Below are 16,273 nucleotides of genomic sequence, written 5' to 3'. Positions count from 1 at the left end.
GTCCCACGCTCTTAATAAAACTAACATTCGATTAAAGTTTACGGGTAAATCCGGTTCAATAACCGTGGGAACGGAATCGTCTCCCGCACATGATCTTCGGCCGTAATCCAAGTCAAGAAGCGTTCGAGTCCCAGACCAAAACCAGCATGGGGAACACTACCATACTTACGTAAGTCTAAGTACCAGGCATAGTCGTCCGGATTTAAACCAGCCTGCTTGATCTGATCAAGCAAGTAATTGTAATCAGTGGCCCGTTCTGACCCACCAATAATCTCACCATAGCCTTCTGGGGCTAATAAGTCCGCACAAATCACCACGTCATCACGGGTTGGATGCGGCTTCATATAAAATGGTTTGATGGCTTTCGGGTAGTTCAAAACGAAGACGGGTTGATCGAAGTGATCAGCCAAGAAAGTTTCTTCGGGTGACCCAAAATCAACACCCCAATCCACGTCAAAGTCATTTTCTTTCAACAATTCAATGGCTTCATCGTAACTGATCCGGGGGTAAGGTAACTTGGTGTACTTCTTCAACGTTTCAACATCACGACCTAAAATGTCGAGTGCGTATTGACAATGATCAATCACACCTTGAACAAGAAAGGCAATATAACGTTCTTGAACTTCCAAACTTTGTTCTTGATGCATGAAGGCCATTTCTGGTTCAATCATCCAGAATTCAATTAAATGCCGCCGAGTCTTGGACTTTTCAGCCCGGAACGTTGGGCCAAAAGTAAAGACCTTTCCGTAGGCCAAAGCTCCGGCTTCGGCGTATAACTGACCACTCTGTGATAAGTAGGCATCCCGATCAAAATATTCAGTATGGAACAATTCAGTTGTCCCTTCAGGTGCACTCCCAGTCAAAATTGGTGAGTCCATCTTAATAAACCCTTCTTGGTTGAAAAATTCATACGTCGCGCGAATGACTTCGTTACGAATATTCATAATTGCCCATGGCCGCTTAGAACGTAACCATAGATGACGGTGATCTAGTAAGAAGTCCACCCCGTGTTCTTTAGGCGTGATTGGATATTCTTCACTTTCACCAACAACCGCGATGTCCTCAACTTCGATCTCATAACCGAACTTTGAGCGACTGTCTTCGTGAATCACACCCGTAATCCACATGCTGGCTTCTTGCTTAACTTCCTTAGCGAGTTCAAAAACCGCTTCGCTAACTTGGCTCTTAACGACCACCCCTTGGAAAAAGGCAGAACCATCACGTAATTGTAGGAAGGCAATCTTACCACTTGAGCGTTTATTAGTGAGCCAAACCCCAATCTTAACTTTTTCGTCGACATGGTCCTTAGCATCGATAATGTTGATCTGTTGCACCATTTACTTACATCCTCCAATTACTTTGCTTGTTCAGCAATTTTTTCTGTCATAAATTTTTGTAACCGTCGATGCGCCTCACGCAAGGAATCGATATCAGTGGCGTAGCTTAACCGTACGCACCCTGGCAAACCAAATGCTTCACCAGGCACTAAGCCAACGTGTGCTTCTAATAACACCGCCGTCACAAAGGCCGGCGCATCAGCATATCCCGTTAATCGCAGTGCTTCCGTAATATCTGGGAACAGGTAAAAAGCCCCCGCGGGTTTGCCAGCCGGCATCTTAAAACCAGGCAAACGTTCAATTAATGGATACAGTTCATTTAACCGCGCTTCAAAACCCTGGCGCATCTTTTCTACCGATGATTGGTCGCCACTAAAGGCTTCGATTGCTGCGTACTGTGATACCGCGGCTGGATTACTTGCAGCATGACCTAACACGACCCCCATCTTAGCCATAATCGCTTGTGGCCCGGCGGCATAACCAATCCGCCAACCAGTCATTGAGTACGCTTTGGAGACCCCGTTGATCAAAACAACGTGATCCATATTAGCATCATCTAATTCTAACACGGATGTAAATTGATTGCCGTTATATAATAATTTTTCATAAATCTCATCCGCAACCACTAAAATATCGTGTTCAACGGCCCAGTTAACAATCGCTGTTAACTCAGCCCGACTGAACACAAGGCCGGAGGGATTTTGTGGTGAGTTTAAGACTAAGGCCTTAGTCTTAGGCGTCCGACTAGCTTCCAAATCAGCAGTAGTGAACCGCAACTGTTCGTCAGTGCCCACTTCAACTGGCGTACCACCAGCTAATTTAACTTGCTCCGAATAGCTGACCCAGTATGGAACTGGCAATAACACTTCATCTTCCGGATTTAGAACAACTTGGAATAATGTAAATAACGCCATTTTAGCGCCATCCGTTACCACAATTTGATTAGGATCAAAATGATAGTGATGATCAGCTTCAATGCGTTGACTAATGGCCTGCTTCAAAGCTGGCAATCCGGTTGCCGGCGTATAAAAGCTCGCTTGACCATTTTGAATACTTTCAATCGCCGCCTGCTTTATATTATCCGGTGTCTGGTAGTCTGGTTCACCAATTCCGAGATTGATAACGTCAATTCCATCAGCCATCATCTGCTTGGCCGTTGCACTGATTTTCAGTGTCGCTGATGGTTGAATCTGCATTACTTTACGCGATAATTCCATGTACATCCGCACTCCTTTAACCATTAAATGTTAATAATTGATTTCAACTGATTCCCATTAGAATACTGCAAAATTTCATAACATAAATTCTTTTTCTGATTTAAGTACGTAATTTCCCAAACCACCGTGCCATCATACTCACCAAGGGTTGCCTTGATGACCTTGCTAGGATTACGTTTGGACCAGACCTTCTTCAAAGCCTTCGTACGTGAAATTCCAGCCGACTGCTTGACGATGGTCGTTTTATGATGCTTGTTTGTGTTAATTAACGCGTATACCGGAACGCTCTTACTCGACGTTCCCGTGACAACGTAATAACTACTAGTACCATTATACTGTGAAAATGCCGTCGTGGTCTTTAGCTTACCCTTACTGACCGCTAGACTATACGCCGTTTTCTGGGCTTGGTGCATTGGCCGTTGTGCGGCCCATAACGTGCCATAAACAGCCACAATAATTGCTAAGATGACAATTAGAACAATCATAATGAGTCGCTCAGGGCGTCTTCTACGTTGAACTCGCATATGCTCTTCCTTTCAAAAACAGATAAATTAATTATAGCAAATTTAACTGATTGCGGAATGGTTTCTTACTTAGTTTTGAAAAAACTTTGAAGTTCTTGCGTAATCATCGCTAATGATCCCGTCGTGGGTGGCAAAGTTTTCGGTAATGCCTTCATAATCGTTTGTCCATATCGTTTCGTGATCAAGCGATCATCAAGGATTACTGCTGCCCCCCGGTCTTCATCAGTTCGAATCAAACGACCGATTCCTTGGCGTAACTTCAATGCCGCTTTGGGCAACGCTTCATTGTAAAACGGATTTAATTGTGCTTGCCGTAATTGCTGATAACGTGCCTTGGTTGTCGTTTGATCAGGTGATTCAAACGGTAGTTGCGTGACAATTAACAATTCCAATTGTTCTTGTGGCAAGTCAATACCTTCCCAGAAACTACCAGCTCCTAGCAAGATTGCATTGTCACCTTGCATGAACCGTCGTAATAGCTTTTCACGACTACCATTAACCCCTTGGGCCAGGATTTCACGGTCACTGGGCAGATTCGTTTGATGCAAACTGTAAAAAACCGCCTCAATCATGTTCAGCGAATTAAACAGCACCAACGTCTGCTTGGGGGCCGCCATCACAACATCGTGAATGGCCCGCGTCAAATAAGCGACGCGTTGTTTACCACTGGGCTGTTCCGTAGCAGTAGCATCCGTTGCGATAAATAGTCGTGCCTGATGTTCTAAATCAAACGGCGTTGATAATCGATGATGCTTGGCCGTTTCCTGATCAATATCCAGCTGAGAATAAACGTATTGTGATTTACCGGTAGCGAACAACGTGGCTCCAGTTAATAACGGTGCAGTAAAGTAAGGATATAGTTGCGTCTTGAAGTAGCCCTGCGTGTCGATCAAACTACCAGCTAACGTCAGGCTACCGCGATCGTGCCACTGATTAAGACTAACCCAAAAAACTCGTTGTTCCCGTGAGGCCGGTACTAACCATGTCTGCAACAACTCATACCCTTGACGTAAATGCTGAAGACGATTATCAAAATCATCTAAAACATGCTGCTCACTTGGCAAGACTTGCGATTGATCGTGCTGATATTGTTCATTCAACTGTTGAAATTGTAAGAAACAGTTCTCAATCGCCGTTTGTAATTGCTTGATCAACGGATTATGGGCCGCAAAGAAGTCCGTGAGCTGATCGGTTGTGATTCCCAGTTCAGCAGGCTGATTAGCGCCCTTTTGTGCTGGGACAAATGTCCGTGCTAATGCTGCCTGCAATTGTTGCAGATGTAGATCAGTATCATTAAGTGAATTATCTAGTAATTTTAGCCGATAATCGGCCTGCGGTTGTTCCGCAAATAACGCCCGTAAATTCAAACTATGGGCGGTGTCAATTCGACTAATTAAGCTATGACAGGTCGCCATGTACCCGTTAAAGTCGAATATCTGCCGTGAATCACGAACGACGCCATCTGCTAAGTGTTGGGCCTCATCAAGCACCAACAACGGCCGCTCTTGGCGGCTCCCCAGTTGGGCAACATGGCGCATTAAATAGGCATGATTCGTAATAATAAACGTTGCTTGGGCCGTCAGCTGATCTCGAAAGCGTAAAAAATCTTCCTTAAAGAAGGGATCATCAGCCTTCAGCGAGGCTACCCCGTGATGCGCGATTTCGCTAAAGTACGGTGCTTGATAAGTACTCAAGTGCAATTCATCCAAATCACCGGTCGTCGTCATTGTCAGCCAGACCAACACCCGCAGCTTTAATAATTGCGTCTGCTTGGAATGTTCATGCAATGCCAAGCCACGGGCAAACCGGTTTAAATCAACGTAATGCTGATTACCCTTAATAACCACTGCCGTGACTGGATTAGGCAACAACTGATTCAGTAACGCAACGCCCTGATGACGTAATTGCGTTTGTAAGACCGTCGTCGCCGTGCTAACGACTACCTGCTGACCATCTTCCTGTGCCAAGTAAGCAAGCGGCAGCAAATACCCAAGTGTTTTGCCCGTTCCAGTTGGCGCTTCGATCAACAACGGCGCTTGCTCTGCAGACTGCTTCGAGTAGTGCCGATAAATCTGATTCATCATCCGCGCCTGCTGTGGTCGATAAGTCAAGCGGTCACCAAAGACATGCTGCTTTTGAGCTTTCGTCAGCGGGTAGCGCGCGGCTTTACGACCTGCAGCTTGTTGTGGCAACCGCTGCTTGCGTAAAGCGAGCCCATTTTTGATTACTAAGTCAGCTGGCAACTGTTGCGGATGCTGCTTGCCCTGCTGAAAAGCGTATGCAAAAAGCTCCGCCGTTTCACGGGGTAACTCTGGTGCTAACTGCACCATTTGCTGCAACGTAATTAACGGCAAGTGCGCGAGGCGTTGTTGTAACGTGATAAATAGATGGGCCGTCGCAATTGCATCACTATCAGCCGAGTGCGGATGATGATGATCGATTGCGAGCAATTGGCTCAAGTCACGTAAGCGAAAACTTGGCGCCGTCGGTAATAGGATCTGGCTTAGTGACACCGTATCAACGGCTTGAATCGGCAATTCTGGATAGCCGACCCGTTGCAATTCTGAATTGATGAATGGTAAATCAAAATTCACATTGTGCGCCACAAATACCGTTCCTTGTAGCAAACTGTAGACCGTTCCCGCTAAATCATCGAACGGTGGTGCTTTGCGTACCCGGGCGTTACTGATACCCGTTAAATTCTCAATAACAGCTGGCACCGTCGTTAACGGATTAACGTCCGTCGCAAAAGTATTAATGATTTTATTATTCTTAACAAACGCACAACCGATTTGAATAATCCGGTCGCCGTCTTTCACACTAGTTCCGGTCGTTTCAATATCAACTACCGCGTAGGTTGTGTTTGGTTTCATGGTCATTTCCCCAAAATTATGGATTGTAAAGATGTTCATTAAGCTGGCTAATTAGTAACGCCATTATGCATGTAGCCAGCTCAACCAACCAATCTTTATGGCATACGACGTGATGTGCATCGCTAAGTGGTGCTAAATTATTGTTGAACTAGCCGGGCTAAAATGGCCAGTTTGCAAGTTCTTAACGATCATAAACTATCCGACCGTTAATTGGTTCAACTCGCATTGACGTCACCATCTGTAAATCACTTTTGACCGTCACGTTTAACGACTTAGCCCCGTTCAACTATCCTTCGCGCTAATTGTAACTTGCACGTCACATTGATCATTATAAATTATAGCATATTCAGCCAATCGAACTCAGCTTGACCAACTCTCAGGCTAAATCTGTCAAGCTGATGTCGATCGACGAGTCATGCTCAAGTTGGTCAAAATCAGTATCTGACGGGCACCGATAAAGTTCATGAAAATTTTCAGGGGAGAGACTTGACGTAACACGGTTAACTTTGCATGGTCATGAATCATCAGTACTGGCATAAACGACAACAACACTAACCTTCGTTAATAACTGCCTGTGGTATCACGTAACCGGTCATAATTATGTCAATTTCTTCTTTTTTCATTACTGACCGCCCTACTTCTAATCATTTCCTAATTTTATCACATTGAATTTAAGACACCACCTACTTATTACCAGTATATCAGCACCACCTTCACGCCAATCAGCTCAATCTAATTAAATTGTTACTTTCCAAACCAGTTTAACTTATGTTTCTGCTAAATTCGCATGCTTTAGCGGGGTTGACGTAGCAAAAAAAACGCTAATAAGGTATTATGAAGCTATTATTAATCTACTTACAGAAAGGCAGCGACACGATTGAAAGATCTAGCTACCGGTACTAGTCATGCCAAAATTATTTTAATTGGCGAGCATGGTGTCGTCTATGGACAACCTGCCATTGCACTGCCAATTTCGACCATTCAGATGCAAGCCATCATTCACCGCCGTGATGAGACCCAAACTGTTAAGAGTCGTTACTTCAATGGTGATTTTAAAATGATGTCTGCTAACTTAGGGGGCATCCAAACCCTCATCAAAACACTTTTAGCCCGCTTTGATGCGCCAGAACAAGGATTCGATATTCATATCACAAGCGACATCCCTTCCGAACGGGGAATGGGCTCTTCAGCGGCAGCAGCCGTCGCCGTGACTCGCGCTTTTTATGATTTCTTTGAGCGACCACTCTCACATCAGGAATTATTAGCCACGGCTAATGTCGCTGAAAGCTACACCCATGGCCAGCCCAGTGGCTTAGATGTCGCCACCGCTAGTGCCAAAAGCCCGGTTTGGTTTGTTAAGGGACGCGAAAACTTTCCAATTCCCGTCAAACTAGCTGGTTATTTGGTGATTGCGGATACCGGTATTAAAAGCCAAACTAAAATTGCAGTCGCCACCGTTCGCAACTTGCTGATGGTTGAAGGGGCTACGATTCAAGCTCGGATCGATGACTTGGGCCGCTTGACCCGTCAGACGCGCACGGCCCTTGAAGATGGTGATATGGGGACCTTAGCAACAGCTCTGAATGGTGCCCAAGATGATCTGCGGTCCATGGGGGTCAGTCACCCGGCCCTTGAGCAATTACTAGCAGTAGCGCGCCAAAACGGTGCCCTCGCAGCCAAATTAACCGGCAGTGGTCAAGGTGGCTGTCTAATTGCACTTGCCCCAGAAGCCAGTATCGCTAACCAATTATCACAAAAGTTAGCCGCGGCTGGTGCAACTGCAACTTGGGTCGAACCACTATTAAATGATGACTAATTTTAACTTTGGAGGAAAAAACATGGCGAAAACCGTTACGGCAAAGGCGCACACTAACATCGCACTAGTTAAATACTGGGGTAAAAAGGATGCGGCTCTGATGATACCGCAAAACGGCAGTATCTCACTAACACTTGATCACTTTTACACTCAAACTAGTGTGACCTTTGATGCCCATCTCAGTGCTGATCAAGTTTACTTTAATCATCAATTATTACCAGCAGCCAAAGCAGCACGTATTAGCCGATTTCTTGACCTTGTCCGTCACCGCAGCGGCCAAGCTACCTTTGCGACGGTTCAAACTGAAAATCATGTCCCCACTTCGGCCGGTTTGGCATCTTCGGCCTCCGGATTTGCTGCCTTAGCGGGAGCTGCTAGCCGCGCTGCTGGCTTACGCCTAGATGCAGCTGGTTTGTCACGTTTAGCACGCCGGGGGTCCGGTTCAGCAACCCGCTCAATTTTCGGTGGCTTTGTTGAATGGCATGCTGGTCACGATGACCAGAGTTCGTACGCCGAAGTCTTACAGGATCCCGTAAATTGGGACATTCAAATGATTGCGGTAGTCTTAAAAGCCACACAAAAACCAATCAGCTCAACTGATGGAATGGCCAGAGTCGTTGCCACGTCGCCTTACTACCCAGCCTGGGTCACAACTGCTGAGACCGACTTAAAACGGATGCGCCAGGCGATTATTGCCCGCGACCTCACCGCCGTTGGCCAGATTGCCGAAACAAATGCCATGCGGATGCACGCGCTTAATTTAAGCGCTGACCCCGCCTTTAATTACTTCACCGCGGATACGTTGACGGCCATTCAGGCAGTTAGCGACTTGCGTTCACACGGGATAAACTGTTATTATACTTTGGACGCTGGCCCGAACGTTAAAATCATTTGTGCGGGTCAGGATACTAACGTGATTATGACCAGGTTACAACAGCATTTTGACGCTGATCAATTAATTGTTGCTAAACCTGGGCCAGGCATCACGATTACGGAAAAATAGTTCAGTTTAATTTATAATGATCAGTAATGGTCATGAAAGGACATGATGGCATGATAACGGTGAAAGCCCCTGGAAAACTCTACATTGCCGGTGAATATGCCGTAGTGGAAAGTGGTTATCCAGCAATTATCGTTGCACTCGATCAATTTGTGACGGCAACGATTTCACCTAGCGAAACGATTGGGAGTATCGTTTCTGAGCAATATCAAGAAAACTCAATCGTCTGGCGGCGTCAAGGGGACACAATGGTCTTCGATAATCGTGATAACCCTTTCCATTATATTTTAGCGGCCATTAGCCTCACGGAAAGCTATGCGCACGAGTTAGGTCGTGAACTGGGTGTGTATCATCTAGGTATCAATAGTGAACTCGATAGTGCAGATGGTAAAAAATATGGTCTGGGCTCCTCAGCAGCTGTGACCGTAGCGACCGTTAAAGCATTATGTCAGTTTTATCACTTACCCATGGACAAGAGTAAACTCTTCAAGTTAGCAGCTATCGCGCACCTATCCGTTCAAGGTAATGGGTCGCTCGGAGACATCGCAGCTAGCGTGTATGGTGGTTGGATCGCTTATCATTCATTCGACCGTCAGTGGCTTCATCAGCAGCAGGCCCAATCGACTCTGACTGAATTATTGACGATGACTTGGCCAGATTTAAAAATTGAGTTATTGACCCCACCCACTGCACTACGATTAATGATTGGTTGGACTGGATCGCCAGCCTCCACGTCGCACTTGGTCGATAAAGTCGCCTTGGTTAAGGCCAAGCAACGGGGTGAATATCAGACCTTTCTACAGGCTAGTAAGGCTTGTCTCAAGCGTATGATTACTGGTTTCCATCGCGGTGACCTAAGCGCCATTCAAACTGAGTTGCGAACTAACCGCCAGCTGCTGCAAAATTTAGGTCGCTTTAGTCACGTTACGATTGAAACCCCCTTACTACAGAAAATGATTCAACTCGCTGAAACTGCTGGTGCAGCGGCAAAAACTTCTGGTGCTGGCGGTGGTGATTGTGGTATCGTCTTAATTAATCAAGCAATCGACCCGCAGCCACTATTAGCTGCGTGGGCTCACGATGGTATCGAACAACTTAACTTAAATGTTCATACGGTTCAGGACAGCCTTTCACCAAATTCTTAAGCTAGTTATTAACGAGCCTGGCACCCCTGCCGGACTCGTTTTCAGATTCTAAATTAATTGGAGGTGGCACCGTGCCACAAAGTCAACAATCCCATCGTAAAGATGAACATGTTTCGTTAGCGGAAAAATATTTTCATGGTGAACAAGCTAATGCTTTTGATCAAGTCCGGATTCGTCACGACGCATTGCCAGAAACGGCCGTTGCGGATGTTAATTTAGCCACCACAGTCGGTCAGTGGCACTGGAACAGTCCCCTCTACATCGAAGCGATGACTGGGGGTTCAAGGCGCACAGGCGAATTGAATGCCCGCTTAGGCCGAATTGCCGCCGCCTGTGGCTTACCGATTGCGACTGGGTCTCAGAGCGTCGCGATAAAAGACCCACAAGTCGCACCGAGCTTTGCGACAATGCGTGCCAACAATCCAAGTGGCCTGATCTTTGGCAACCTCGGAGCTGGTCACCCACTAACCGCCGCTCAAACGGCGATTACAATGCTCAAAGCCGATGCGATAGAAGTGCATCTTAATGTCGTTCAAGAAATCGTCATGCCTGAAGGTGACCGTGACTTCCATTGGTTGGCTAATATTCATCAATTAATTCAAAGTTTATCGGTACCAGTGATTGTTAAGGAAGTTGGTTTTGGTATCTCGCGTCCAACTATGCACCAACTCTATCAGGCAGGTGTGCGTTATCTAGATTTAGGTGGCCATGGTGGCACTAACTTTGTTGATATTGAGAACCGCCGGCGGGCTGATCGTGACATGGCCTACCTACATGATTTTGGTCTCACGACCGTTGAATCCTTGTTGAGTGTCCAACACCATCCAGATGATCTTACGATTTTAGCTGCCGGTGGTGTGCGGCAGCCTCTAGATGTCTTAAAAGCTTTAATGCTCGGTGCTGACGCGGTCGGCATGGCCGGCACTGTGCTTCACGCCCTGCTTCATCATACGGACGACGAAGTGATCGCGATGCTAACTGCTTGGCAATCACAATTGAAACGTTTATTCGCCTTAATCGGGGTAACGAGTATGGACCAGTTTAAGGATCAGCGTATTCAAGAAAAAATCTTGTTATCACCAGAACTTGTTAATTACAAACAGTCCATTAGAGATTAATATTAAACACGGTATCACAAGTCATGGAATTGAATTCCGTGACTGTGATACCGTGTTTTTGTTATAGACAATTATCAATTGTTAACTTACTAGATCAATAAAAAGTTGGTTGTCTCACGAAATCTGGTACTGCTTGACAGATGTTATGATGGTTGTCAAAACAAATATACCACCAAACAGTCAAACGTCTGAGCACAATTTTCTATCAATCATTACTTCGCCACGTACCGATAACGATTCACATACGTCTGCGGTCTACCAGCGTGCAGAATAGTATCCCCAAAACCGTGATGATTAATCGCATCCGGCAACGTTTGCAATTCCACGGCAAGTGCGTGATAGTCACCTAAGTGATCCGACTGTGTCCGGTCAGGATTAGCCGTAAAGACAACCAAGCCATTACGATCCGTATTAATGAGTAACTGGCCGTGGTCCGTGGCCAACACACCGGCTGGTTCGTCCTGGTGGTCAAGCACATAACAATCATCGTATTCAGTCTTGCCTGTCGCTTGAAGCAACCGGTCGAGCTGCGTTTGAAGCACTGGCTGATTGCGAAAATCATAAGCTGGTGTCGGGACGTAGAAGACGCCCGTGGGGACCTTCTCGTGGTCCGTATGAACCAGCTTGGTCGAGTTGATGCGTAATTGCTGTGGGTTGATCAGTGCGGCCTGACCATCAAGATTAAAGTAAACGTGACAGGTCGAATTGAATAACGTATCAACAGTGGTCACCCCGTGATAGCTGATTTGAACCTCATCGTCGGCTGTTAACGTATAGCTTACAGTTACCGTCAAGTCGCCCGGAAATCCATCGTCAGCGCTTAATAGTGTTGTCGTCAACGTGACGGTGTCACCATGGGGATCAAAACAACCCTTGAAATTATGCGTTTGTAAGCCATGATCACCACCATGTAGCAGTTGATGCCCGTTATTTGCTTTTAAATGATAAGCTTGTCCGTTTAAAGTAAACGTCGCTCCACCAATGCGTCCAGCAACTCGCCCCACCGTTTTACCGACTTGATAAGGTGTATTGATATAAGCTGCTAAGTTGTCAAAATGATACACTAACGACTGGGGACGCTGATTGACTTGAACTTCAAAGTCATACCAAGTTGCCGCATAACTCAATACTTTCAATTTACTATGATGACTATTTTCAATCGTGTATAACAAGACTGGTTCGTCTTGGTACACTCCAAATGGTACTGCAGAAATCGTACGCCTCATTCCCTTCAACCGGTACAAACTAGTTTAGTCTTTTGTTAATGTTTGTGTGGTACCGTCCACTTGAACATCAATCGGATTTCCAGCAATCAGTTTCAAAGTCGTCCCGTTATGATCCACCGTCACTTCAATAATCCGATCGCGGAAGACTTGTCGGAATGAGTACTTCGTCCATTGTTTTGGTAAGAACGGCCGGTAACTCAGTTGTCCATCATGAACCCGCATACCGGCAAAGCCTTGAACCATCGCGATCCAACCACCGGTCATTGATGTAATATGCAACCCATCAACCGTATCATTGTTGTAATTGTCAAGATCCAACCGAGCCGTCCGGTTATAGAAAGCCACGGCCTTGTCTTCATAATGTAAATCAGCCGCTAGCACCGCATGAATGGCTGGTGACAAGCTAGATTCATGAACCGTCATTGGTTCGTAAAAATCAAAGTTATGTTTTAACTGATCCTTAGAAAAATCATCAATAAAGTCATACATCACTTGTAACACATCACCCTGCTTAATGTAAGGTGACCGTAAGATGTGATCCCATGACCAATGCTGATTGATTGGTAATTGGTCAGCTGGAATTGCGGAAACGGGCGCTAAGTCCTTATCCAGATAACCATCATGTTGAACAAAGATATCCAGATCCTTGTCATATGGTAAATACATCCGATCAACGATATCTTGCCAGTGGCCACGTTCTTCAGCAGTCACGTTTAAGGCCGCTGCTTGGTCAGCACTGACCTGATCTAAAATTTCAAGCGTGTACTTCAACGTCCATTGCGCCAAATAATTGGTATTAAAGTTATTATCAACGTTGTTTTCATATTCATCTGGACCAGTGACCCCATGAATCATATACTGCTGATTGCGTTTGCTGAAGTGCACCCGGTCTGCCCAGAAACGAGCAATCTCCGTCAACACTTTACTGCCTTCATGTAAAACGTATGATGTATCACCGGTATAACGCGTGTAGTTATAAATAGCGAAAGCAATGTCACCGTTACGATGAATTTCCTCAAAGGTGATTTCCCATTCATTGTGGCATTCAATCCCGTTAAAAGTCACCATTGGGAACAATGCCCCATCAAGCCCCTGTTGACGAGCGTTATGATAGGCACCATCCAACTGTTTGTAACGATACATCAATAAGTTACGAGTAACTTCTGGTTTGGTAATCCCCAGGTAAACTGGAACGGCAAATGCTTCCGTATCCCAATAAGTCGCACCACCATACTTTTCACCAGTAAAGCCCTTTGGCCCAATATTCAACCGCGGATCATCGCCGTAGTAAGTGCTAAAGAGTTCAAATAAATTGAAACGCATGCCTTGTTGGGCCTCGGTATCGCCTTCAATTTGAATATCTGATTGTTGCCACCGATCGGCCCAGCCGGCTTCATGGGCTGACAATAAATCATCGAAGGATTGGGCACTGACCGTATCTGTCAAGCGTTGGAGCGCAGTCATGATAGCATCATCAGTCGGATAATCCCGCGACGTAACCACGACGACCCGCTTTTCAAAACTAACGCTGGCCCCAGCTTCTAACGTACCGAAGTAGCGATCAACCGTGGCTGTATCAGTCACTTCGGCCGCTTTATGGGTTAAATTCGTCACATAACTCACTTGCATCCCAGAGGTAAACTGTGGGGTTCCAAAATCATTTGGTACCGTCTGAGCAATTAACCGATCATCGGTGACTTCGTGAACGTTCCAGAAATGTTCATCGTAGTTCGCATCTTCGTTCTTAACGTCAGCATCCAGTGCGGAGGCAACTTTTAATTCAACTGCTTGGTCACTTAAGTTTTCAAACGTCACCTTCTGAACTGAAAGTTCCTTTTGCGCGACACTCAAGAAACGCTCAAAGGTCACTCGAACACGTTGACCATCTTGATCAACAACAAATGAACGCGTCAAAGTCCCGTGTTGCATATCCAAATCAAGTTTAAAATCGCTGAAGTCAGCAGTCGCCAAGTCAATCTTAGTGCCATTGAGTTTGAAATTGATCTTGATGAAGTTGACAGCATTGATGACCTTACCAAAGTATTCTGGATAGCCATTCTTCCACCAACCGACCCGGGTCTTGTCTGGATACCAGACCCCGCCAAGATAAATACCGGGAAGCGTATCGCCAGTATAATCTTCTTCAAAAAAGCCGCGCATGCCCATGTAACCATTTCCTAGACTCGTCATTGATTCTTGCAGCCGTTTGTTTTCTGGTTTGAAATCTGTGGTCACAACATGCCATGGATTAACATCAAAAATTCGTTTCATAAGTTAATTCCTCCTAGTTTTTGTATGTTTCTTTGATTAAACTAACTGCACCCGCACCAATTGCAAGAACGATTCCGGCAAAGATGAACATGTTAGCTTGTGAGTTGCCAAATAGTGGGTATAATGCAAAGCTCAATAAGGACGCAACAATTTGTGGTAAGCAGATCGAGCCGTTAAAGAGACCCAAGTAAGTCCCCATGTGTTCGCCAGATAAGGCGTTGGTTACCATCGTCAATGGATACGTATTCATTGCGGCCCAGGCCATCCCAACCAGAATGAATGAGACGACCAATGCCGATTGACTGTGAATGAAGAAAATTGAGAAGAAGCCAATTGCACCAAGTAATAAACTCAAAGCATAACCAAGTTTATGCCGATTATTCGGAACCTTGGCTAAAACATATGACCAAACAACCGCGGCAACGGACTGAACAGCAGATAAGATCCCGTACCAGTTACCAGCGGCTTGGTAGCCAGCAGAACTGGCATTAGTGGTGTGCCAAACGTTGGCGGCCATCGCACCGGTTGAATATGTCCATAAGTATTGGAACGCCATCCAGCAGAAGAATTGAACTAAGGCTACTAACCAGAAGACTTTTGGGGCTTTCTTCAAGAGTGCCAACCAGTTACCACCAGATTTATTAGCGCTTTCATCAATACCGTGATACTGCGCGTAAGTGACCGGATCATATTCCCGCACCCGGGCAATCGTGATAATTGTTGAAACGACTAAGATTGCTGCTCCAATATAAAATGACCAAATCACTGAATTGGGAATAACCCCTTTACTAGCCGTATTGGCGACTCCGAACAAGGTCAACAGGAATGGGAAAATCGCTGCAATGACGGCACCGGTATTCAACAAGAAGCTTTGAATCCCATAGGCATAACTCTTTTGGTCATCGTTGACCATATCCCCGACCATCATCTTAAATGGTTGCATTGCGACGTTGGATGACAAATCGAGAAATGCCACCGTAATCGCACCAAAAACCAAGGCCGCCATGGAAGCGTAACCAAATCCGAGCGAACCAGAGTTGGGTAACAACAACATGACAATCGCTGCAACCACGGTCCCCAAGATTAGGTAAGGTAACCGCCGCCCACCTAAGCGTGGGGCCCACGTACGGTCGGATAAACTCCCAATGATTGGTTGCACGATCAATCCCGCGAGTGGTGGCAAGATGAAGAACCAGCCGAGGTTATTCGGATCCGCGCCTAAGGTTTGAAAGATCCGGCTCATCTGTGAGCTCTGAAGTGTAAATGCCATTTGAACACCAAGGAAGCCTAGACTCATCATCCAAATCTTATTGGATGACAGTTTCGGTAACCCGGCCGTTGTTTTAGATGTTTCTTTCACAATAAAGCCTCCCAAAAATAATGTCGATTGCTTAAGTACAAGTTAAATTGTAAAACCGCTTCCAAAATAATGCAAGCGGTTGCGTAAAGTTGCATGATAGCGTTTTAATCATTTATCAGAGGTACCCATTGTTTAAAATCCACTGATATAAAGGCATGAAGTCGTTTAGCACCATACACCAAATCGTTAAAAGTTCACAAATAATTCACAAAAAAATCATTATATTGCAATGTGTTGCACAGTAGCCATAATTCCAAATAACAACTCATTTTTGAAAATAATGGCTGTGTTTTCAATAAAATCACCAGTGAGATTATCAATTTACATCGGTTAATAGCAATTATTCATGCCATCAGATTGCTAAAAACCCTAGCTTGCCTCATGAT

The 16,273-nt window shown here is 45.5% G+C and carries 11 protein-coding genes; 4 read left to right on the top strand and 7 right to left on the bottom strand.

The annotated features are described in order from the left end of the window. Nucleotides 1–38: 38 nt before the first annotated feature. The 4 genes from asnS to LP667_RS07195 all read right to left on the bottom strand — a co-directional run bounded on the left by asnS (nucleotide 39) and on the right by LP667_RS07195 (nucleotide 5,951). Nucleotides 39–1,334, bottom strand: a complete 1,296-nt coding sequence (asnS, locus tag LP667_RS07210; RefSeq protein WP_033609461.1) for an asparagine--tRNA ligase — start codon at nucleotides 1,332–1,334, stop codon at nucleotides 39–41. A gap of 20 nt (nucleotides 1,335–1,354) precedes the next feature. After that, nucleotides 1,355–2,554, bottom strand: a complete 1,200-nt coding sequence (locus LP667_RS07205) for a pyridoxal phosphate-dependent aminotransferase (protein ID WP_033609451.1) — start codon at nucleotides 2,552–2,554, stop codon at nucleotides 1,355–1,357. 23 nt (nucleotides 2,555–2,577) lie between these two features. Beyond that, entirely contained in the window at nucleotides 2,578–3,078 is a 501-nt protein-coding gene (locus tag LP667_RS07200) for a cell wall elongation regulator TseB-like domain-containing protein (RefSeq protein ID WP_021731476.1), read from the bottom strand. Nucleotides 3,079–3,143: 65 nt separating this feature from the next. Next, the gene (locus tag LP667_RS07195; RefSeq protein ID WP_033609449.1) at nucleotides 3,144–5,951 is read right to left on the bottom strand and encodes a helicase C-terminal domain-containing protein; all 2,808 of its coding nucleotides are present in this window, start codon (nucleotides 5,949–5,951) and stop codon (nucleotides 3,144–3,146) included. Nucleotides 5,952–6,828: 877 nt separating this feature from the next. Between LP667_RS07195 and mvk the strand changes: the two genes are divergently transcribed. From mvk to fni, 4 genes are all read left to right on the top strand, one after another. Then, nucleotides 6,829–7,767 (top strand): mevalonate kinase, encoded by a 939-nt coding sequence (gene mvk, locus LP667_RS07190; protein ID WP_021731474.1) that lies wholly within the window; start codon nucleotides 6,829–6,831, stop codon nucleotides 7,765–7,767. A gap of 22 nt (nucleotides 7,768–7,789) precedes the next feature. Beyond that, nucleotides 7,790–8,770 (top strand): diphosphomevalonate decarboxylase, encoded by a 981-nt coding sequence (mvaD, locus tag LP667_RS07185; protein WP_021731473.1) that lies wholly within the window; start codon nucleotides 7,790–7,792, stop codon nucleotides 8,768–8,770. Between the two features lie 50 nt (nucleotides 8,771–8,820). After that, nucleotides 8,821–9,912, top strand: coding sequence for a phosphomevalonate kinase (locus tag LP667_RS07180; RefSeq protein WP_033609460.1), 1,092 nt, complete (start codon nucleotides 8,821–8,823; stop codon nucleotides 9,910–9,912). Nucleotides 9,913–9,983: 71 nt separating this feature from the next. Then, nucleotides 9,984–11,030 (top strand): type 2 isopentenyl-diphosphate Delta-isomerase, encoded by a 1,047-nt coding sequence (fni, locus tag LP667_RS07175; RefSeq protein ID WP_021731471.1) that lies wholly within the window; start codon nucleotides 9,984–9,986, stop codon nucleotides 11,028–11,030. A gap of 212 nt (nucleotides 11,031–11,242) precedes the next feature. Here fni and LP667_RS07170 read toward each other — a convergent pair whose 3' ends face one another. The 3 genes from LP667_RS07170 to LP667_RS07160 are packed head-to-tail and all read right to left on the bottom strand — an operon-like array spanning nucleotide 11,243 to nucleotide 15,887. Beyond that, a complete protein-coding gene (locus LP667_RS07170; RefSeq protein WP_056988294.1) occupies nucleotides 11,243–12,256 on the bottom strand; it encodes an aldose epimerase family protein in 1,014 nt (337 codons plus the stop codon). A 24-nt stretch (nucleotides 12,257–12,280) separates the two neighbouring features. Next, complete coding sequence (locus tag LP667_RS07165) at nucleotides 12,281–14,527, bottom strand: glycoside hydrolase family 65 protein (protein ID WP_021731469.1); 2,247 nt, start codon at nucleotides 14,525–14,527, stop codon at nucleotides 12,281–12,283. 13 nt (nucleotides 14,528–14,540) lie between these two features. Continuing rightward, nucleotides 14,541–15,887, bottom strand: a complete 1,347-nt coding sequence (locus LP667_RS07160) for an SLC45 family MFS transporter (protein WP_021731468.1) — start codon at nucleotides 15,885–15,887, stop codon at nucleotides 14,541–14,543. Nucleotides 15,888–16,273: the final 386 nt, after the last annotated feature.

Source organism: Lactiplantibacillus paraplantarum (genome assembly GCF_003641145.1).
GTDB lineage: Bacteria > Bacillota > Bacilli > Lactobacillales > Lactobacillaceae > Lactiplantibacillus > Lactiplantibacillus paraplantarum.
Note: the sequence above shows the minus strand (reverse complement) of the source record. Positions and strands in the feature narration are given on the sequence as shown.